The sequence below is a fragment of the Methylocystis sp. H4A genome, from assembly GCF_015709545.1.
Lineage (GTDB): Bacteria > Pseudomonadota > Alphaproteobacteria > Rhizobiales > Beijerinckiaceae > Methylocystis > Methylocystis silviterrae.
The window spans coordinates 138,953-158,591 of sequence record NZ_JADNQY010000028.1 but is presented as its reverse complement, the minus strand read 5'-3'; the positions used below and the strand labels follow the sequence as shown (position 1 = coordinate 158,591).

General features: G+C 63.8%; 21 protein-coding genes. 10 read left to right on the top strand and 11 right to left on the bottom strand.

Features of this window, described 5'->3' with window-relative positions; translation table 11 throughout:
- Positions 1-101: 101 nt before the first annotated feature.
- Entirely contained in the window at positions 102-1,001 is a 900-nt protein-coding gene (locus tag IYW40_RS17445; protein WP_196402204.1) for a histone deacetylase family protein, read from the top strand.
- A 22-nt stretch (positions 1,002-1,023) separates the two neighbouring features.
- Here IYW40_RS17445 and trpS read toward each other — a convergent pair whose 3' ends face one another.
- The 4 genes from trpS to queC all read right to left on the bottom strand — a co-directional run bounded on the left by trpS (position 1,024) and on the right by queC (position 5,659).
- Positions 1,024-2,046 (bottom strand): tryptophan--tRNA ligase, encoded by a 1,023-nt coding sequence (gene trpS / locus IYW40_RS17440; RefSeq protein ID WP_196401560.1) that lies wholly within the window; start codon positions 2,044-2,046, stop codon positions 1,024-1,026.
- A 189-nt stretch (positions 2,047-2,235) separates the two neighbouring features.
- The gene (ykgO, locus tag IYW40_RS17435) at positions 2,236-2,361 is read right to left on the bottom strand and encodes a type B 50S ribosomal protein L36 (RefSeq protein ID WP_018407448.1); all 126 of its coding nucleotides are present in this window, start codon (positions 2,359-2,361) and stop codon (positions 2,236-2,238) included.
- A 107-nt stretch (positions 2,362-2,468) separates the two neighbouring features.
- A complete protein-coding gene (locus IYW40_RS17430) occupies positions 2,469-4,784 on the bottom strand; it encodes a TonB-dependent receptor (RefSeq protein ID WP_196401559.1) in 2,316 nt (771 codons plus the stop codon).
- A gap of 140 nt (positions 4,785-4,924) precedes the next feature.
- Positions 4,925-5,659, bottom strand: a complete 735-nt coding sequence (gene queC / locus IYW40_RS17425; protein WP_196401558.1) for a 7-cyano-7-deazaguanine synthase QueC — start codon at positions 5,657-5,659, stop codon at positions 4,925-4,927.
- 129 nt (positions 5,660-5,788) lie between these two features.
- Here queC and IYW40_RS17420 point away from each other — a divergent pair, with 129 nt between their 5' ends.
- The 3 genes from IYW40_RS17420 to kdsA are packed head-to-tail and all read left to right on the top strand — an operon-like array spanning position 5,789 to position 7,896.
- Complete coding sequence (locus IYW40_RS17420; protein ID WP_196401557.1) at positions 5,789-6,400, top strand: glutathione S-transferase; 612 nt, start codon at positions 5,789-5,791, stop codon at positions 6,398-6,400.
- Positions 6,400-7,044, top strand: a complete 645-nt coding sequence (locus IYW40_RS17415; protein WP_196401556.1) for a uracil-DNA glycosylase family protein — start codon at positions 6,400-6,402, stop codon at positions 7,042-7,044. The genes IYW40_RS17420 and IYW40_RS17415 overlap by 1 nt, the downstream gene beginning before the upstream one ends.
- 12 nt (positions 7,045-7,056) lie before the next feature.
- A complete protein-coding gene (gene kdsA / locus IYW40_RS17410) occupies positions 7,057-7,896 on the top strand; it encodes a 3-deoxy-8-phosphooctulonate synthase (RefSeq protein ID WP_196401555.1) in 840 nt (279 codons plus the stop codon).
- On the opposite strand, the gene IYW40_RS17405 is transcribed toward kdsA, so the two are convergent.
- Entirely contained in the window at positions 7,893-8,282 is a 390-nt protein-coding gene (locus IYW40_RS17405) for a type II toxin-antitoxin system VapC family toxin (RefSeq protein ID WP_196401554.1), read from the bottom strand. The two genes, kdsA and IYW40_RS17405, sit on opposite strands and share 4 nt — an antisense overlap.
- Complete coding sequence (locus tag IYW40_RS17400; RefSeq protein WP_175093743.1) at positions 8,279-8,548, bottom strand: type II toxin-antitoxin system prevent-host-death family antitoxin; 270 nt, start codon at positions 8,546-8,548, stop codon at positions 8,279-8,281. Before IYW40_RS17400 ends, IYW40_RS17405 begins: the two co-directional genes overlap by 4 nt.
- A 123-nt stretch (positions 8,549-8,671) precedes the next feature.
- On the opposite strand from IYW40_RS17400, the gene IYW40_RS17395 reads away from it, so the two are divergent.
- Entirely contained in the window at positions 8,672-9,745 is a 1,074-nt protein-coding gene (locus tag IYW40_RS17395) for a HoxN/HupN/NixA family nickel/cobalt transporter (protein ID WP_196401553.1), read from the top strand.
- Between the two features lie 25 nt (positions 9,746-9,770).
- Here the strand turns inward: IYW40_RS17395 and queF are convergent, their stop codons facing one another.
- Both queF and IYW40_RS17385 read right to left on the bottom strand, forming a co-directional pair.
- Positions 9,771-10,232, bottom strand: a complete 462-nt coding sequence (gene queF, locus IYW40_RS17390) for a preQ(1) synthase (protein ID WP_196401552.1) — start codon at positions 10,230-10,232, stop codon at positions 9,771-9,773.
- A 46-nt stretch (positions 10,233-10,278) separates the two neighbouring features.
- Positions 10,279-11,055, bottom strand: a complete 777-nt coding sequence (locus IYW40_RS17385) for a hypothetical protein (RefSeq protein WP_196401551.1) — start codon at positions 11,053-11,055, stop codon at positions 10,279-10,281.
- Positions 11,056-11,294: 239 nt separating this feature from the next.
- Here IYW40_RS17385 and eno point away from each other — a divergent pair, with 239 nt between their 5' ends.
- Entirely contained in the window at positions 11,295-12,578 is a 1,284-nt protein-coding gene (gene eno, locus IYW40_RS17380) for a phosphopyruvate hydratase (protein ID WP_196401550.1), read from the top strand.
- 150 nt (positions 12,579-12,728) lie between these two features.
- Positions 12,729-15,437, top strand: coding sequence for a valine--tRNA ligase (locus tag IYW40_RS17375; protein WP_196402203.1), 2,709 nt, complete (start codon positions 12,729-12,731; stop codon positions 15,435-15,437).
- On the opposite strand, the gene IYW40_RS17370 is transcribed toward IYW40_RS17375, so the two are convergent.
- Positions 15,434-16,201 carry a phosphodiester glycosidase family protein gene (locus IYW40_RS17370; protein ID WP_196401549.1) on the bottom strand — a complete coding sequence of 256 codons (768 nt, stop codon included), beginning with the start codon at positions 16,199-16,201 and terminating at the stop codon, positions 15,434-15,436. The two genes, IYW40_RS17375 and IYW40_RS17370, sit on opposite strands and share 4 nt — an antisense overlap.
- A gap of 290 nt (positions 16,202-16,491) precedes the next feature.
- On the opposite strand from IYW40_RS17370, the gene ribB reads away from it, so the two are divergent.
- Entirely contained in the window at positions 16,492-17,583 is a 1,092-nt protein-coding gene (gene ribB, locus IYW40_RS17365) for a 3,4-dihydroxy-2-butanone-4-phosphate synthase (protein WP_196401548.1), read from the top strand.
- Positions 17,584-17,669: 86 nt separating this feature from the next.
- Here the strand turns inward: ribB and IYW40_RS17360 are convergent, their stop codons facing one another.
- The gene (locus tag IYW40_RS17360) at positions 17,670-18,656 is read right to left on the bottom strand and encodes a tyrosine recombinase XerC (protein ID WP_196401547.1); all 987 of its coding nucleotides are present in this window, start codon (positions 18,654-18,656) and stop codon (positions 17,670-17,672) included.
- Positions 18,657-18,697: 41 nt separating this feature from the next.
- Positions 18,698-19,021, bottom strand: a complete 324-nt coding sequence (locus IYW40_RS17355) for a DUF1476 domain-containing protein (protein WP_196401546.1) — start codon at positions 19,019-19,021, stop codon at positions 18,698-18,700.
- Between the two features lie 44 nt (positions 19,022-19,065).
- Here IYW40_RS17355 and IYW40_RS17350 point away from each other — a divergent pair, with 44 nt between their 5' ends.
- Positions 19,066-19,281 (top strand): hypothetical protein, encoded by a 216-nt coding sequence (locus tag IYW40_RS17350; RefSeq protein ID WP_196401545.1) that lies wholly within the window; start codon positions 19,066-19,068, stop codon positions 19,279-19,281.
- On the top strand, positions 19,278-19,547 hold the full coding sequence (locus tag IYW40_RS17345) for a hypothetical protein (protein WP_196401544.1): 270 nt from the start codon (positions 19,278-19,280) through the stop codon (positions 19,545-19,547). The genes IYW40_RS17350 and IYW40_RS17345 overlap by 4 nt, the downstream gene beginning before the upstream one ends.
- Positions 19,548-19,639: the final 92 nt, after the last annotated feature.

Genomic DNA, 19,639 nt, shown 5'->3' with positions numbered 1-19,639 from the left:
CCGAAAATCCTTGCGTTGACTGGCGTAGCGTCGCCCGCTTGGATTGCGTCGCAGCATTGAAAACCCTCCTCATCACACATGAAAGCGGGCTCCTTCATGAGATGGGTCCCGGCCATCCCGAAGCCCCCGAACGGTTGCGGGCGATCCAACGCGGCCTGGAGCAAGCGCGATTCGCGTCCCTGAGCCGAATGAGCGCGCCCGAAGCGCAAGCGGAATCCCTGCAACGCGTCCATCCGCAATCCTATCTTGCAGCCCTCGAGCGCGCCGCGCCGCGCGAAGGCTATTCGGCGCTCGATAGCGATACGCTGATGTGTCCGAAGACGCTCGAAGCTGTTTGGCGGGCCGCCGGCGGCGCCCTCGCCGCCGTGGACGAGGTGATGTCGGGACGGGCCGACAACGCCTTCGTCGCCGTCCGGCCCCCCGGACACCATGCCGGCGTGCATAATCCAATGGGTTTTTGCTTCGTCAACAATGTCGCCGTAGCCGCGCGCCACGCACTGGCGGCGCATGGGGCGGAACGGGTGGCGATTGTCGATTTCGACGTCCATCACGGCAATGGCACGCAAGAGATTTTCTGGGCCGACGACAAAGTGCTGTTCTGCTCGACGCATCAGGCGCCCTTTTATCCAGGCACGGGCGGGCGCAATGAGACGGGCGACCATGACAACATCGTCAATGCGCCGCTGCTCGCCGGCTCGACGGGGGACGCCTTTCGAGAAGCGCTCGCCGACCGAATCCTGCCGCGGGTGCGCGACTTCGCGCCCGATCTGATCCTGATTTCGGCGGGCTTTGACGCCCATGAGCGGGATCCGCTCGGCGGCCTGCGACTCCGCGAGACGGACTTCGGCGACGCGACCAAACGGCTGATGGACATCGCCGACCGGCGTTGCGGCGGCCGCATCGTCTCAACGCTCGAAGGCGGCTATGACGTCGACGCCCTCAGCCGCAGCGTCAACGCGCATGTGCTGGCGCTCATGGGCGTTCAGGAGGCGGGCGATTAGTCGGGCGTCTATTCGCTTCCGATCAAAGCGTCTGCTTCAGGTCAAAAAGCCCTAAGGCCTCGCGCACTTCCGCCATGGTCTCTGCGGTTAGACTTTGCGCTTTGCGCGTCCCCGTTCGGAGAACGTCCATAACGAAATCAGGATCGCGCATCAGCTCAGACCTCCGCTCGCGAATTGGGCCAAGTAACGCCTTTAAAACGTCAGTCAGACGCGATTTCAGCGCCATATCGCCGAGCCCGCCACGCTGATAATGAGCCTTGAGATTGGCGACGGACTCGCGGTCATCGTCGAATGCATCCAGATAGGTGAAGACGACATTACCTTCGACACGGCCGGGGTCAGAGGCGCGCAGATGGCCGGGATCGGTATACATGCGCCGCACCGCCTCCTCTATTTCATCATCACTTGCCGAGAGCGGGATAGCATTGCCTTGGGACTTACTCATCTTCGATCTGCCGTCGACGCCGGGAAGGCGTCCGACGCGCGGGATCAAAGCCCGAGCTTCCACGAGCACCTCTCGACCGATCTGTCGATTGAGCCGCCGCACGATCTCGTTAGTTTGTTCGATGATCGGCGCCTGGTCTTCTCCAACAGGCGCCAGCGTCGCTTTGAACGCCGTTATATCGGCCGCTTGCGCGGCAGGATAACAAAGGAACCCGGCAGGGATGTCGCGACCGAAACCACGTGCGCGTATCTCCTCCTTGATGGTTGGGTTGCGCTCGAGACGGGCGAGACTAACAAAGTTCAGATATAGCAGCGTCAGTTCGCAAAGTGCGGGCAGCGCGGATTGGACGCAGATCGTGGAGACTGCGGGATCGACGCCAACAGCCAGATAGTCGAACGCAACTTCCAATACGTTACTGCGTACCTTCTCTGGGTCATGAGCGTTATCGGTGAGCGCCTGCGTGTCAGCCAGCAGTAGATATTGCTGGTGAATGTGTTGCAAGGCGACGCGGTTCTGAAGCGAACCGGCATAGTGACCTAGATGCAACGGACCGGTCGTACGGTCGCCCGTCAGGATCACAGAGGGACGGGTTCTGGTCATGGCGCAAAGTCTCTCTCGTTGAGAGCCGCAGCCACGGTCGCTTAGTCATTAGTAAATGCCCGACGCCGTAACAGCGGCTCGGGTCATGGAAATATGACGCGCCGCGCTTAGAAAGCGCGACGCCAGCGATATGCAATGCTGAGCAAAAGCGACGTTTCTCGCGTAGCAGAAATCACGACGGACCCCTGATCAGCCTTGGCGCGCCTTATAGCGCTTCTGCACCTTGTTGATGATGTAGACGCGGCCTTTGCGGCGCACGATCTGGTTGGCGCGATGGCGCGAACGCAGAGATTTCAAAGAGTTGCGGACTTTCATCGATCTCACCCCGGCAATAGTGAACTGGCCGGGATACGCCCAGCGCTTCGTTGGCCCCGCCTATGCCCTATTTCGCCCCGGCGATCAAGCCGAAACGCCTCAGGCGCTTAAAAGCGCGCATTCGCGAAAAACCGCAGATTCGCGCCCGGGAGCAGCACTTCATCCTTGCGGTAGGAGACGCTGTTGCGGATGTCCTCGTTGAGGAGATTGTCGCCGACCAGTCCCAGCCTCAATTCGCGGCTCAGCGGATCGCCCGGATCGAGCAGCATGCGGTAGCTGATTTCAGCCCTCAGCAAATTATAGCCCTTCGTTGGCGTTTCATTGGTTGGGTCGATGTTGCGCTGCGCGAAGGCGTGCAGGAGGTTGACCCGCAGCAGCCAGTTCGTATCTCGCCAGAACAATCCGCCTCCGAGCCGAACGGGCGGAATGCGGGGGACGTTGCCGCCGCCCACGAATGTCGCCCGCACCACGTCGAACTGGTGCTCCGCCCCAAAAACGCCGCCTGCCAGCGTCGCGACGTCGAGTTGGCTTTGAAACTCGCCGCCCCGGAAGAGCGCATTGCGCTGCGAATAGATCGCCTCGCGCAGATCGCCCTCGCCTTCCAAGGCGCAGCTCGAAATATCTTCCTCGCAGACCGCGCCGGTGAGATTTCGGAAGATAAAGCCGTCAAAGCGCGTGAGGTAGGCTGTCGCCTCGAAGCGGAATGGGCCGACTGGGCGGCGCAGGCCGATTTCGATGGTCTTCGCCCCTTCAATGCGAAGATTCGGATTGCCGATGTCGAAGGTCCCCGTCGCTTCATGGATCCCGCGCGAAAAGAGTTCGGGCGCGCGCGGCGCGCGTTCGACATATTGCGCGGTCAGACTGGCGACGACGCCTTCCGGCAGATCCTGGAGGAACCCAAAGGCCCCGCTCTTCGGCGTGAAATTTCGCACGCGGGCGACTTGCAGCGCCGGATCAGCGAGGGGTTCGGGAAATGCGCCGGAGACGAGGAGTTCGGGAAACGCGCCGGAGACGAGGAGTTCGGGAAACGCGCCGGAGACGGTCGCATGTTCGATGCGTCCCGCAAGCTGCATTCTCGATGTGTCGGTCAGTCTGAATTCATTGAACCAATAGCCGGCGACGCTTCGCGTCCGATTGGGGTCGAAGAGCCCGCCCTCGCGTCCTGGCGAGGTCAGGATCTGATGCATGCCCTGCACGCCGAAGGCGCTTGTCAGAGTCGCGAAGGACAGATCGACCGGGCGAAGCTGCGTTTCGACCCGCGCCTCGAGATCCTTGTTGGTGAAGGTCTGCTGAACGCCGTCGAAGCCCCCCTCATTGGCGAGTTCGTGGTGCTTGTAGTCGGTCAGACCCGCCCAGAAGCGGACGGCTTCGATATAGGCCGACTGCGGACGGAACTCGCCCTTGGTCGTCACGCGCGTCTGGCGAAGTTCGATGCGCGTATTGGTCTCCGTCGGCTCAATGCCGGGGATGTGATAGCGCGAGTTGAACTGCGTCACCGCGACGCCGACGAAGCCGCCGTCGAAGAAATAGGAGCCGCCGACCGAACCGCCGGCCGAGCGCATTGACGAATTGGGCTGGCGTCCAAAGACCGGCGGCGCCGGATCCGGCGGAAAAAGATAAGGATAGCCGGGAATAAGGTAGTCGCTGCTGCGACGGCCATGGACATCCATGTGGAAGGCGACGTTGCCGCGGCCGACGTCGAGCAGCGTCGCGTTTTCCAACCCATTGTCGACAGTCATCACCGCGCCGCGAGTCTCGATGACCGAGCAACCCTCCGTCTCGGCCGTAGGGATGAAAGCAAGACGGCAGGGCAAGGCCGTGGGAATGCGGTTGTTCTCGACGTTGACGACGCCGCCGATCGCTTGCGACCCCCAGCGCAGCGTCGCGGGGCCGCGCACCACCTCGACCTGGCTCGCGCCGACAGGATCGAGCGGTACGGCGTGGTCCTCGCCGAGTTCCGAGACGCCGCTGTTGCTGACGCCATTTTCCTGGATGCGCACCCGGTAGTTGTCGAGGCCGCGCACAATGGGACGGCTCGCCGCGCCGGGCGCGAAGGTCGATCCGGTGACGCCCGGCTTGGCGAAGAGCACATCGCCAAGCGTCGCGCCCGGCGAGCGCCGCAGCTCTTCATTGGTGACGACCGTGACCGTCGCGAATTGATCGGCGACGATGGGAAGGACGCCTAGCGGCGCCACGGCCGGTTCGCGCGGCTCGGGTCCGCTCGGGCCGGCGACGTTGCGGTTGCGCCCGCCGGGGGCTGGGGGTGTCTGTGGCGGGGAGACGATCTTGGCGCGCTTGATCGGACTCACGGAGCCGACTTCAATCGGCGGCAAGGCCTGCTGAGCCAACGCGCTCGCGACGCTGGTGAAAAGCCCCACGACTGCGCCGCCGGCCGCTGCGCCGACCAAAACGCTCTTCCTCATCGACGCCCGCTCTCTTCGTGAATATGTTATAACATAACATATTCAGAGCTGGCTGAAGCCTGTCAATGAGTCTTCGTTCGGCGTGATGACGTCAGCGCCGACTGTGGCCCTCATGCCACAGTTGAGCGGTCGGACTGGTCTCAAGCGGTCGCGCGAACGCTTCCGGCGCGATAGTTCTCCCAGCCATGCGCGCGCAGCTTGCAGGCGGGGCATTCGCCGCAGCCATAGCCCCAGTCGAAACGGCGGCCCCTCTCGCCGAGATAGCAGGTGTGGGTTTCTTCGACGATGAGCCGCACCAGCGGTTCGCCGCCGAGCGATTCCGCCAGTCGCCAGGTCGCCGCCTTGTCGATCCACATCAGCGGCGTATGAATATTCATGCTGCGGTCCATGCCGAGACTGAGCGCCTGCGCCATGGCGCGGATCGTCTGATCGCGGCAATCGGGATAGCCCGAATAGTCCGTTTCGCACATGCCGCCGACGAGATCGGCGACGCCGCGGCGATAGGCGAGCGCCGCGGCGAAGGTCAGAAACAGCAGATTGCGCCCCGGAACGAATGTGTTGGGAAGCCCGTCGGCGGCGAAGGCGATCTCCGCGTTGCGCGTCAACGCCGTCTCGGAGATCGCGCCGAGCGCCTCGATCGAAATCGTGCGATCTTCGCCCAGCCGCTCGGCCCAAAGCGGCGACAGGCGAATAAGGCCGTCGCGTAGCCCCGCGCGGCGCGAGAGTTCGACACGGTGGCGCTGGCCGTAATCGAATCCGACCGTCTCGACGCGGTCGAAGCGTGACAGCGCCCAGGCAAGGCAGGTCGTGGAATCCTGCCCGCCGGAAAACAGCACGAGCGCAGCGGCGGAGTGAGTCGAGAGAGTGTTCGTCATCGCGCTTAACTTAAATCATGGCGCTAAAACTGCGAACCGCCGCTGACGGGAATGCATTTTCGGAACGTTTTCACGCCGCCATCGCCAGTCGCAACAAATCCCCCTATCCGAACCCGGAACGAGATCGACATGCTGCTCTATAATACGCCGCTCGCGCCCAATCCCAGACGCGTCCGCATTTTTCTGGCTGAGAAAAACGTCACGATTCCCGTTCGCGACGTCAACCTCATGGCGCAAGAGCATAAGAGCGAGGCCTATGCGCAGATTAACCCGCTCAAGGAGGCGCCGGCGCTCGTTCTCGACGACGGCGCGACTCTCACCGAATCCGTCGCCATCTGCCGCTACATCGAGTCGCTTTATCCCGACCCGCCGCTCTTTGGCCGCGACTCGCGCGAACAGGCCTTTGTCGAGATGTGGCAGCGCCGGGTGGAATTTCGCCTGTTCACGCCGGTGGCGCTCGCTTTTCGTCACAGCCATCCGGCGCTGGCGCGGCTCGAATCGCCGCAGCTGCCGCAATTGGCCGAGCATCAGCGGCCGCGCGCGCAGCAGATGATGCGCTTTCTCGATGGGGAGCTCGCCGCGCGGCGCTTCATCGCCTCCGATGACTTCACGATCGCCGACATCACCGCCATCGTCGCCATGGATCTGACCAAGGCCGCGCGGGTCGAGATCCCTCAAGATCTGCCGAATCTTTCGCGCTGGCGCGCGGACGTCTCGGCGCGTCCAAGCGTCGTGCCGTAATGACGGGGCGTTCGCTGAACGGGAAGCTTGAGGAGATAACGGGGCGCATCCGCGCCTGCCGTTTCTGCGCCGAAACGCCCGCGGGCGTGAAGCTGCTGCATGAGCCGCGGCCGGTGCTGCGCGTCTCGCCCAGCGCGCGGCTTCTCCTCGCCAGCCAGGCGCCCGGCAATCTCGTCAATCAGACCGGCGTTCCCTTCAACGATCCTTCCGGCGATCGGCTGCGTGACTGGATGGGCGTGGATCGAGAGACCTTCTACGATGTCTCGCGCATCGCCATCGTCCCGATGGGCTTCTGCTTTCCGGGTTACGACGCCGCCGGCGGCGACCTGCCGCCGCGCCCTGAATGTCGCCCACGCTGGCACGACGAACTCTTCGCGACGCTGCCGCAGATCGAGACGGTCGTCGCGATCGGCCGATATGCGCAGGACTATCATTTCGCGCGGCTCGGCCATGCGCTGCGGAAAGGCGCGAGCGTTTCAGAAATCGTCGCGCGCTGGCGCGAGTTCCAGAACACGACGCCGCTGATCTTTCCCCTCCCCCATCCGTCCTGGCGCAACAGCGGCTGGCTGAAGCGCAATCCCTGGTTCGAAGCCGAGGTCCTGCCGGCGCTGCGCGCCGAGGTCGCGCGGCTCGTGAAAACATGAGAAAAGGCCTGGGTGACAAGCGTAATCATCGGAGACGGCGCGCGCCGCGTCGAGATCGGCAACGATTTGCCGCTGACGCTGATCGCCGGCCCCTGCGCGCTTGAAAGCGCGGACATGGGGCTCAAGGTCGCTGAAGAGCTTGCCCGGCTCGGCGAGCGGCTGAAGATCGGCGTCGTCTTCAAGGCGTCCTTCGACAAGGCGAACCGCACCAGCGGCGAAGCGGCGCGGGGCGTCGGCCTCGACGCCGCTCTGCCGATCTTTGCTAAAATCAAAGAAAAGACCGGCCTCCCGATAACGACCGACGTGCATGAAGCGTGGCAATGCGCGCGCGTCGCCGAGGTCGTCGACCTCTTGCAGATTCCCGCCTTCCTCTCCCGCCAGACCGATCTCATCGTCGCGGCGGCGAAAGCCGGACGCCCCGTCAATATCAAGAAGGGTCCGTTCCTGGCGCCCTGGGACATGATCCACGCCGTCGAGAAAGCGCGCGAGGCCGGCGCCGCCGGCGTGCTCGTCACCGAGCGCGGCACGAGCTTTGGCTATAATGCGCTCATCGCCGACATGCGCGCGCTGCCGATTTTGAGGGAAACGACCGGCGCGCCGGTTATTTTCGACGCGACCCACGCCGTTCAGCAGCCGAGCGGCGCCGGCGCGGCTTCTTCGGGCGAGCGGCGTTTTGTTTCAACGCTCGCCCGCGCGGCGGTCGCCGTCGGCGTCGCGGCGCTTTTCATCGAGACGCATCCCGATCCGGGCGCGGCGATCTCGGACGGCGCGACGCAAGTCCCGCTCGGCGAGCTCGAAACAATGGTCAAGGAGCTGATGGCGTTCGACCGTCTGGCGAAGGCTATCCGCTAAGCCTTGCGCGCAGCCAACGGATGGTCGAGAAGCGCGCGATCAATCGTCACGAGACGCAACGCCTCGATTTTGCATTGCGCCAGCAACAGGCGATCAAACGGGTCGCGCGTGTGCGGCTCAGGTTCAACCGCGACGAGCGCATGCCGCGCGTTGATTGAGATGACCTCGATCCCCATCGCTTCCAGCAGTTCGGGAAGCATCTCAAGATTTATCGCGAGTTCGAGTTTGCCCAGACGCCACTTGATGGCGATCTCCCAAAGACTCGCGACGCTGACCAGAAATTCCGCATCTTCATTCTTCAGCAAAGACTGCACGTGCGATCCGAACTCGGCGACACAGTTTTCAATCAACGCCAGCAGAATATGCGTGTCGAGCAGCAGCCTCATGCATCATCCGGCAGCGGGCGCAGCAGGAAGTCTTCCGGCAAGGGCGCGTCGAAATCCTCAGCGAGGAAAGTGACGATGGACTGGAGGCCGTGTCGTTTCTTGAATTCGTCGACGGCTTCGAGCCGCAAGCCGCGTTTGGGTTGATGAGGAACCAGATCGAACACCGGTTTCCCATTCCGCGTCACGACGATCGTTTCGCCCTTCTCGACCTGTCGGGCAAGTTCGGTCAGGCGATTTTTGGCGTCTTTGATCGAAACAGTCGTCATGGGAGAATAGTGGCTACCCGTAGCCACTTGGTCAAGTCGGTTCCCGCCCGCTCGTCGCCCGTATGAACTTTCCTAATTAAGCGATTACGGTTAAGGGTCTTTATTGCTCAGGCGGCGGGGGTCATGGCGCTCAATCCTTTCGATGACCAAGGCGACAATTTCAAAGCCAAGGCTGCGGCGACCTATGGCGTGATCATCGCGGCGAATGTCTTGGCCTGGACTTGGGCGTGGACAGCCTTCTCCGATCGTCCGGGCCTGATGGGGGCCGCCGTTCTGGCCTTTATGTTCGGGCTTCGCCATGCCTTCGACGCCGATCACATCGCCGCTATCGACAATGTCGTCCGCAAATTGATGCAGGACGGCAAGACGCCCTATTCGGTCGGATTTTTCTTCTCGCTCGGCCACTCCACCTTCGTCGCGCTCGCTTCGGTCCTGATGGCGGCGGCGGCCGTGGCCATGCAGGGCCAGGCGCAGGAGTTTCAAGCCTTCGGCGGCGCCATCGGCACGATGGCGTCAGCTTCGTTCCTCATCGTCATCGGCCTTGCAAATCTTCTCCTGCTCAGGGGCATCTGGTCGGCCTACAGCCGCGCCCGACTTGGCGAACCGGTCCTCGAAGAGGACCTCGACCGTCTGCTCAACGGGCGAGGCGTGTTCACCCGGGTTTTCCGCCCGCTGTTCCGCTTTGTTTCGCGGTCATGGCACATGTACGTCGTCGGATTTCTGTTGGGACTGGGCTTCGACACGGCGACGGAGATCGGCCTGCTCGGAATTTCGGCGGCGCAGGCCGCGCAAGGCATGTCATTTTCGACAATTCTGGTCTTTCCGGCGCTGTTCACCGCCGGCATGTCGTTGATGGACACCACGGACAGCCTCGTGATGACCGGCGCCTACGGCTGGGCGTTCGACGATCCGCTGAGGAAACTTTGGTACAATCTGGTCATGACCGCGATGTCGGTGATCGTCGCCATTTTCATCGGCGGCATCGAAGCGCTCGGCTTGATCGGCGATAAGCTCGGCTTCGAAGGCGGCCTTTGGCGCCTCGTTCAGGGACTTAACGACAATCTTGCCAATTTCGGCTTTGCGATCGCCGCGATCCTGATCGCGAGCTGGATCATCTCTATGCTCTTCTATCGAAGCCAGGGGCAAATGAAGGCGTATCGCGACGCAGTCGGGATGGACTATCCGGCGCGGCGCTAGAGCGCGGCTCGCGAAAAAGTGACTCCTAGCCTCGCCCCCGGTAGGGCGGCACGCCCTGATCAGGAAGCCACAGCCCTTCGGGCGGGGCGCCGGTCTGCCAGAAGACGTCGATCGGCATGCCGCCGCGCGGATACCAATAGCCGCCGATGCGCAGCCATTTCGGCGTCATCGCCGCAACGAGATCGCGCGCGATCCGCAGCGTGCAGTCTTCGTGAAAGGCGCCGTGGTTTCGGAAACTTCCAAGGTACAGCTTCAGCGCCTTTGACTCGACCAGCCATTCGGCCGGGACATAGTCGATAACGATATGCGCGAAATCGGGCTGTCCCGTCACCGGGCAAAGCGAGGTGAACTCCGGCGCGGTGAAGCGCACGAGATAGGTCGCGTCTTTGTGGGGATTGGGAACGAGATCGAGTTCGGCCTCGTCCGGCGAAGCCGGCAGCGCGGCCGTGCGGCCGAGCAGCGCGGCGCCCTTATGCGTCTTGGTCATGCGCGTAACAAAGGCGCGATCGCCGCCGCGTCAAGCGCCAAACGGCTCACGGGTCGCGCGAGTCGGGACATTCGCCCGCGCGCAAGGTGATCGGATGCGCCGACATCCAGCCCGAGAGAAGGCGGTTCTCGGGGCTCTCCAGCGCCTTCAGCATTTCGACACGCACCATTTCGAGCCATTTCTCGCGCCTGTCCGGCGTGTTCATCTCCGCCGGCACGGCGAATTCGAGGGCCTTGACCGCGAATTGATAAGGCAGGGTGTTCCACAAGGCGACGCCGCCACGGTCGAGCATCGCCGAGACGTCCTTTTCCGGCATATGCGCGATCTGCTCCTGCTCTTGGATCGGCACGGCGCCCGGCATCCCGCTTTTGGGCGCAACGATCGCGACGCCGTTGCGATAAAAGCGATTCTGCTTCACGCCGCTGCGTGCCGCGATCAGATTGCCGCCGATCACGAAGCTGGCGCCTGTGCTGTCGAGCGCGCATTTCAGCGTCCGGTCGAAACAATGGCCGGCGCCGACCATCAGCGCGCTGCATCCGGTTTCGACCCAGCGCGCCAGAGTTTCCGGCTTGATGTCGAGCACATAGGCGAGGCCAGGCATAGCCTCGTGCTGATATTCGCACCGCTGCACGAGGCTCGCCGGCCAGCCCAGAAAATCTTCCTGCGCCGGCGCGCAATTGCCTCGGACGGGAGATTTCTCCAAAACCGCCTTGGCGGCGGCGACGTGCTCCGGCGATTGAGCCCAAGCGCTGGCCGAACTCCAAAGCCCAAAGCAAAGGGTGAACACGACGCCACGCGCGAACCGCGTTGTGCTTAGGGCCATCCGAACCTCCCGCCGACCGTCGCGCTTGGCGGCGAACGCCCGCTCATTAATCAAGCTCAAGGATAGGGAGGTCCCCTCCCCAGTCAACGGATTTCACCGGCGCGGCTCGCCGCGGCGCAGCACAGATCCCACAAAAGCCCGCCGCGGACGCAGAACCTTTTTACGGCTGAGGCTTTTCGGGACCGCGCAATAGGTCTAAGAAGTCGCGCCGCTCCGCGCCGCATCATGAAGAGGCACCCATGACCGAGATCGTCGACATCCACGCCCGCGAAATTCTGGATTCTCGCGGGAACCCAACCGTCGAGGTCGACGTCACCCTGGAGGATGGATCGTCTGGACGGGCGGCGGTGCCGTCCGGCGCCTCGACGGGCGCGCATGAAGCGGCGGAAAAGCGCGATGGCGACAAGTCTCGCTATCTCGGCAAGGGCGTGCTCACGGCGGTCGACAACGTCAACGACGAAATCGCCGGCGCGCTGCTCGGCTTCGAAGCTGAGGATCAGGTCGCCCTCGACGAGGCGATGATCAAGCTCGACGGGACGCCGAACAAGTCGCGGCTCGGCGCCAACGCCATTCTCGGCGTGTCGCTCGCGGTCGCCAAGGCGGCGGCCGAGGCCTCGGCCCTGCCGCTCTATCGCTACGTGGGCGGCGTGCAGGCGCGGGTGCTGCCAACCCCGATGATGAACATCGTCAACGGCGGCGTGCATGCCGACAATCCGATCGACTTCCAGGAATTCATGATCATGCCGACCGGCGCGCCGAATGTGCGCGACGCCATCCGCTGGGGCGCGGAGATTTTCCACACGCTCAAGGCGGCGCTCAAGAAAGCCGGCCTCAGCACCTCGGTCGGCGATGAAGGCGGCTTCGCGCCCAATCTTCCCTCCGCCGAAGCGGCGCTCGACTTCATCATGAAGGCGATCGAGACGGCGGGCTTCAAGCCCGGCGTCGACGTGCATCTTTGCTCCGACTGCGCCGCGACGGAATTCTTCAAGGACGGCAAATATGTCTACGAAGGCGAAGGCGTGACGCGCTCGATCGACGAGCAGGTCGCCTATCTCGCCAAGCTCGCCAGCGCCTATCCGATCGTGTCGATCGAGGACGGCATGGCCGAGGACGATTGGGAGGGCTGGAAGAAGCTCACCGACGCGATCGGCGACAAAGTGCAGCTCGTCGGCGACGATCTTTTCGTCACCAATGTCGTGCGCCTCAATGAGGGCATTAAGATGGGCGTCGCCAATTCGCTGCTCGTCAAGGTCAATCAGATCGGCACGCTGACCGAGACGCTCGCTTCGGTCGAGACCGCGCATCGCGCCGGCTACACCACCGTCTTCTCGCATCGCTCCGGCGAGACCGAGGATTCGACCATCGCCGATCTCGTCGTCGCGACCAACAGCGGCCAGATCAAGACCGGCTCGCTCGCCCGTTCCGACCGCACCGCCAAATACAACCAGCTCATCCGCATCGAGGAGGAGCTGGGCGACGCGGCGATCTACGCCGGCAAAGGCGCACTCAAGGCGCTGGCGTAACCCCCTCCCCTACCCTCCCCCGCTTCGCGGGAGAGGGAATAGATTCGAGCCTTCACTGACGTGCGACGAAACGCCGATCGTTAGCGTCCCCTCTCCCGCGAAGCGGGGGAGGGACAGGGTGGGGGCCAAAAGGCTCCTCACCCGATGACCATGGAAAAAACCTTCGCTCCCGCCTCAATTGAATCGCGCATCCGCGACGCGTGGGAAGAGGCGCAAGCCTTTCGCGCCGGACGGCCCGAACGCGCGCGGGCGGCGCCCTATTCCATCGTCATTCCGCCGCCGAATGTCACCGGCAGCCTGCATATGGGCCATGCGCTCAACAATACGCTGCAGGACATTCTCGTGCGCTATCGCCGGATGAAGGGCGACGACGTGCTCTGGCAGCCCGGCACCGACCACGCCGGCATCGCGACGCAGATGGTCGTCGAACGCCAGCTGATGGAGCGCCAGGAGCACCGCCGCGAACTCGGACGCGAGAAATTCGTCGAGCGCGTCTGGGACTGGAAGGCGGAGTCAGGCGGCAAGATCGTCGAGCAGCTGAAGCGGCTCGGCGCCAGCTGCGACTGGTCGCGCGAGCGATTCACGCTCGATGAAGGCCTGTCGCGCGCCGTCGTCAAAGTCTTCGTGCAGCTCTATCGCGACGGCCTGCTCTACAAGGACAAGCGCCTCGTCAATTGGGACCCGGCGCTGCACACGGCGATCTCCGATCTCGAAGTGCAGCAGGTCGAAGTGAAGGGCCATTTGTGGCGCTTCAAATATCCGATCGTTGACGACGCTGGGCACGAGACCGGCGAATATATCGTCGTCGCCACGACGCGCCCCGAGACGATGCTCGGCGACACGGCGGTCGCCGTGCATCCGGAAGACGAACGCTATACGGCGCTCGTCGGCAAGCGCGTGCGTCTGCCATTGGTCGGCCGGCTGATCCCGATCGTCGCCGACGAATATTCCGATCCCGAGAAGGGCACCGGCGCGGTGAAAATCACGCCGGCGCATGACTTCAACGATTTCGAGGTCGGCAAGCGGCATGGGCTGCGGCTCGTCAATGTGCTCGACCCGCAAGCGCAGATGACGCTTGCCGCCAGCGCCGAGTTTCACGAAGGCGTCGACCCCTCCCCCGAACTCGCGGCGACGGTCTCCATCCTCGACGGGCTCGACCGTTTCGCGGCGCGCAAGCGCGTCGTCGAAATGATGGAGGAGCGCGAGCTGCTCGAGGGCGTCGACGACCATAAGCACATGGTGCCGCATGGCGACCGCTCGGGCGCGGTGCTCGAGCCGCGTCTCACCGACCAGTGGTATGTCGACGCCAAGACCCTGGCGCAGCCGGCGCTCAAAGCCGTGCGCGAGGGCCGCACGACTTTCGTGCCGAAGAATTGGGAGAAGACCTATTTCGAGTGGCTGGAGAATATCCAGCCCTGGTGCGTGTCGCGTCAGCTCTGGTGGGGTCATCGCATCCCCGCCTGGTATGACGAGGACGGCAACGCCTATGTCGAAGAGACGGAAGAGGCTGCGCTTGCCACAGCGCGCGCCAAACTCGGCGATGGCGTGACTCTGACGCGCGACGAAGACGTGCTCGACACCTGGTTCTCTTCCGCGCTTTGGCCCTTCTCGACTCTCGGCTGGCCGGAGAAGACGCCGGAGCTTGCGCGTTATTATCCGACGAGCGCCCTCGTCACCGGCTTCGACATCATCTTCTTCTGGGTCGCCCGGATGATGATGATGGGCCTCTATTTCATGGATGAGGTCCCCTTCCGCGACGTCTATATCCACGCCCTCGTTCGCGACGAGAAGGGCGCGAAGATGAGTAAGTCGAAGGGCAATGTCATCGACCCGCTGCGCCTCATCGACGAATATGGCGCCGATGCTCTGCGCTTCACGCTCGCGGCGATGGCGGCGCAGGGCCGCGACATCAAGCTTTCGACGCAGCGCGTCGAGGGCTATCGCAATTTCGCGACGAAGCTGTGGAACGCCTCGCGCTTCGCGGAAATCAACGGCTGCGCGCGCGTCGCTGGCTACGATCCGCGCGCCAATAAGATCACGCTCAACCGCTGGATTATCGGCGAAGCGGCGCGCACAACGGCGGACGTGAGCGCGGCGATCGAAGCCTATCGCTTCAATGACGCGGCGAACGCCGTCTATCGCTTCGTCTGGAGCGTCTTCTGCGACTGGTATGTCGAACTCGCCAAGCCGCTACTGCAAGGCGCCGACGGCGCCGACAAGGACGAGACGCGCGCAACGACAGCCTTCGTTCTCGATCAGATTTACGCGCTGCTGCATCCCTTCATGCCCTTCCTCACCGAGGAGCTCTGGGCGATCAAGGGCGCGGATGGTCCCAAGCGCGAGACGATGCTGGCGCTCGCCGCCTGGCCGTCGCTCGAAGGACTCGAAGATGCGGAGGCCGAAAGCGAAATCGGCTGGGTCGTCGACCTTATTTCCGAGGTGCGCTCGCTGCGTGCGGAAATGAATCTGACGAGCGAGACGGAGCTGCTGCTGATCGGCGCAGATGACGGGCTCAAGGCGCGCGCGACGCGCTGGGACGAGACGATCCGCAAGCTCGCGCGCCTCTCGCACATCGGCTTCGCTGAGGCCGCGCCAAAGAGCAGCGCCCAGATCATCGTGCGCGGCGGCGTCGCCGCCATGCCGCTCGAAGGCGTGATCGACCTTGGCGCCGAAAGAGCGCGACTGGCGAAAGAGATCGGCAAGCTCGAAGGCGAATTAAAGAAGCTCGACGCCAAACTCGCCAATGAGGGCTTCCTCGCCAAGGCCGAAGAAGAGGTCATCGACGAGCATCGCGAACGGCGCGAAGAGACGGCGGCGCGCGTCGAAAAGCTCAATGCGGCGCTTCTCCGACTGAGCTAGCGGTTCGCCTTCTCGACGACGCCGAGGATCGGCCCCATGGTCGGCGCGAAGCGGTCGTGACGCGAGAGCGACGGCGCATAGAGCGCCGACGCCGAGCCGCCATCGAGAAACAGCGCGTCGGGGCAATGCAGGCGATCGCGAAACAGCAGCGCGAATTGATGAAACGTCACCGGCTGGTTGGAGATCGCGAAGCGCATGATATGGCCGTCCTCGACGCAGACGCCGTTGCGAAATTTCTGCGACATGCCGTCCCCATGAATGCGGGGATGAATGCGCCCGCCGATGACGAGCATCGGTCCTGATTGGGTCGCGAATTGCGCGCGCTGCGGGCTTTTTAAGTAGCGCGCGGTCTCGGTGACGCCGGCGCGCGCGCCGTCGACCCAGAACACGCCATTGGGCTTCAGGTGGAAATTGCCGGCGCCGGAGCGCGTATTGGCGGCGTTGAGCGTGCGGCCGTTTTCGACATGGAGGCCGACCGGCGTGCGGTCTTCCGCATACATGCCGGCGTTCATCGCGAAAACGAGCGTTTCGCCCTTGTTCGCCAATTCGCTCGCAAGGCGGGAAAAGGCCCCCAGGATTTCGCCTTTGTCATCGCGCAGAAAGAGCCGGATGTCGCTCTTGCGCGCGTCGAAGTCGCATACTGTGTAGGCGGCGCCTTGCTCCTCGATCTCGGCGCAAGGGCCGGGCTCGGCCGCCGCCCCGGAGGCGATAAAAAGCGCCAGCCCTAGCGACGCGAGCGTTTTTTTTGAAAAGACGCGTATCATGCGCGTCTGTGGCTCCGTACCGAGCAAATGCCCCCTCCTTTTTTCCGATCGTCGGAACCACCATCCGGAGGCGCCGACTTTGGGACGATGTCATTCCCGGCAGGCCGCAGGCCTGACCGGGAATCCAGAGCAACGCCATGAATGGCCGGCTTTATGCTGGATTCCCGATCGCGCGCCGCGCGTCGGGAATGACAATTGCGAAAGCTGCGCAGCCGCCCGTTTGAAACGTCGCCGCGGCAAGGCTAGATATGCGACGCAGGCGCCGCAAGCGGCGGGTTCCGGAGATCTCATTGTCCCATTCCATCACAGAAGCCGTCGAGGCCGTCGCGCGCGGCGAAATCGTCGTCGTCACCGATGACGACGATCGCGAAAACGAAGGCGACCTCGTCGTCGCCGCCGCGCTCTGCACGCCGGAAAAAATGGCCTTCGTCATCCGCCACACGAGCGGGATCGTCTGCGCGCCGCTCACGCTCGAGGAGGCGCGCCGTCTGCATCTTGCGCCCATGGTCGCGGAAAACGACGCGCCGCTCGCGACGGCCTTCACGGTTACCGTCGACGCGCGCCACGGGCTCACCACCGGCATTTCCGCCGAGCAACGCTGCAATACGGTGCGCGCGCTCGCCAATGGCAATATGGGCGCGGGCGACTTCGTGCGGCCCGGCCATGTCTTCCCGCTGATCGCCAAGGATGGCGGGGTGCTGATGCGCTCCGGACATACGGAAGCCGCCGTCGATCTGTGCAAGCTTGCCGGCCTGCCGCCGGTCGGCGTCATTTGCGAACTCGCCAATGACGACGGCACGGTGATGACCGGACGCCAGATCGAGGAATTCGCGCGCGCGCACGCCCTCAAACTCGTGTCGGTTTCCGATCTTATCGCGTTCCGACAGGCGCGCGAAAAGCTCGTCGAACGCGTCGCGACGTTCCCCGTCGAGACGGAGGCCGGCGCAATGATCGGCCACGCCTATGTGACGCCGTTCGACAGCGTGCAGCACTTCGCCTTCGTTCTGGGCGCGATTGGCGACGGGCGCGACGTGCCGACGCGACTGCATCGCGCCGATATCATCTCCGATGTGATGTGCGGCGCGCCGACGATCAAGAAGACTCTGGCGCGCTTCGCCCGCGAAGGGCGCGGCGTGCTCGTCTATCTGCGCGACGGCGCGGCGGGCGTGCCGGCGAATATCGTCGGACGCCAGAAGGACGAGGAGGAAAGAGCGGAGGAAACGCGCAAGCGGCAATGGCTCGACGTCGGTCTCGGCGCGCAGATTTTGAAGGATCTCGGCGTTTCCTCGATCCGTCTGCGCTCCTCGTCGTCAAAGCCCCGCGCTTTCGTCGGCCTCTCGGGCTTTGGCATCGAGATCAGCGCGGTGGAGCCGGTGGAGTGAGCGGCTTCTGACGGCGTCGCCGCTCGCACCGTCTCACGCGCGCGTCACGGGCATCCACCCGCGCGGACATCACGCGATCTTTGGCCTCACTTCGCGCGGGGATGCGCCGAGCGATAAGCATCCAGCAGCCGCGTCTTATCGACCGCGGTATAGATCTGCGTCGTCGAGAGCGAGGCGTGGCCAAGCAATTCCTGGATCGTGCGCAGATCGCCGCCGCGACCCAGGAGATGCGTTGCAAAGGAATGACGCAGCGCATGCGGCGTCGCGCTCTCGGGCAGGCCGAGCGCCCCGCGCAGGCGCTGGACGGCGAGTTGGATGATGCGCGGCGAGAGCGGCCCGCCGCGCGCGCCGACAAACAGCGGCCCGCCGGCAAGATCATAGGGACAGAGCGCGAGATAGGCTTCGATCGCTGAGCGCACCGGCGCGATAACCGGCACGGTCCGGCTCTTGCCGCCCTTCCCCAGGATCGTGACCCGATCGGCGGCGCCGACCGGCGCCGCGGCGCTCCCGATCGACAGCGCCTCGGAAATTCGCAATCCGGCGCCGTAGAGCAGCGCCAGCACGGCGGCGTCGCGAGCGATCACCCAAGGCTCTCGCGCCTCGCCCGCTCTTTGTTCGGGGTCCACGACGTCGCGGGCGTCGGGCACGGTAAGCGCCTTGGGGAGGCTGTGCGGACGCTTGGGCGGACGCACGGCGCCAAAGACGTCCGTGCGGGCGAGGCCCTTCTTCTCAATGAAGCGCAGAAAGTTGCGCACCGCCGCGAGCGCTCGCAGCAGCGACCGGCTTTCCAGCCCGTCGCGGCGACGCTTGGCCATGAAGGCGCGCAGGTCGGCGGGTTGAAGCGACTTAAGCGCGGCCGCGTCCGGCCGCTCACCAGTATGATGCGCCAGAAAGCCCAAAAAATTGGCGAGGTCCCGGCCATAGGCCTCGACCGTGTGCCGGGAGGCGCGCCGCTCGCCGGCAAGATAGCGCAGCCATAGCGCCGCTTCCTCGGCGATCGCCGGCGCCGCCTGAAAATGGGAGGCGTCGGGAAGCGGCTTCTGACGGGGCGCTCTCAGGGGCGAATCGCGCATAAGCGACGATCGCCCAAGAAGATGAACAAAGGCGAACGGAGCTATTGGCCCGACTTGATCTCGGCCTTCGCCTTCGCCAGCATCTCGTCCATGGTGCGGCGGATCTGATGCTCGGACTGGTTCACGCCGGCCGCCTCAAAATCCTTCTTCACCAAAGCCACGACCCGCTCATCGGCGTCGGCGGCGACTTCCACTGCGACCAAGGCGTCCGCGTAAGCCTGCGCTTCGGCGCCCGTCTTGCCGAGCTTTTCGGCCGCCCAGAGGCCAAGCAGCTTGTTGCGGCGCGCTTCGGCGCGAAACTGCAGCTCCTCATCATGGACAAAGCGTTTCTCGAAGGAATCTTCGCGCTGGTCGAAAGTGCTCATGTCCATCCTCGGCCGGGTTGTTCTTAAATCAGGGCTCGGCGATCATGCGCCGCATCGGCGTGGGCTCGATATATGCGTATTCGCGCGCAAAGCCAATGCCGGAAAGCGTGGTCCTGGCCGACGATGCCCATGCCCGCCACAGCGCGGGCGCGAATATGGCCGCGCCGCGCGCCGAGATGGAAAAAGCATGGTTTTTCCGGTATTTGTCGAGACGTAGATTTTTCCGTCCGGCGATCGGACGAAACGGGGGCGCTTCATGAAGAAATTTGCATGCGTTATTTTGTCCGCCTTGGCGCTTACGAGCCCGGCCTTCGCCCAGAAAATGACGAGCGACGACCTCAAATGGATCAATCAATGCATCAGCGATAACAAGGGCGAGGAAGGCGGGACGCCCGCCATTATCCGCGCCTATTGTGTATGCATGAACGAGAAGATGGACGACAACGAAACCCGGTCCGTCACCCAGTGGGAAAAGGCCAATCCTGAAGCCCGGCAGGACTGCGAGAAACAGGCCGGCTGGAAGTAGCCAAGGCCGCTTCCGTTTGCGCCCTGAGCGTCGCAGGGGCGGACCGCCAAAAATCGGCGAATTCGGCGACCAGTTGCTCAAATTAGGGGCGC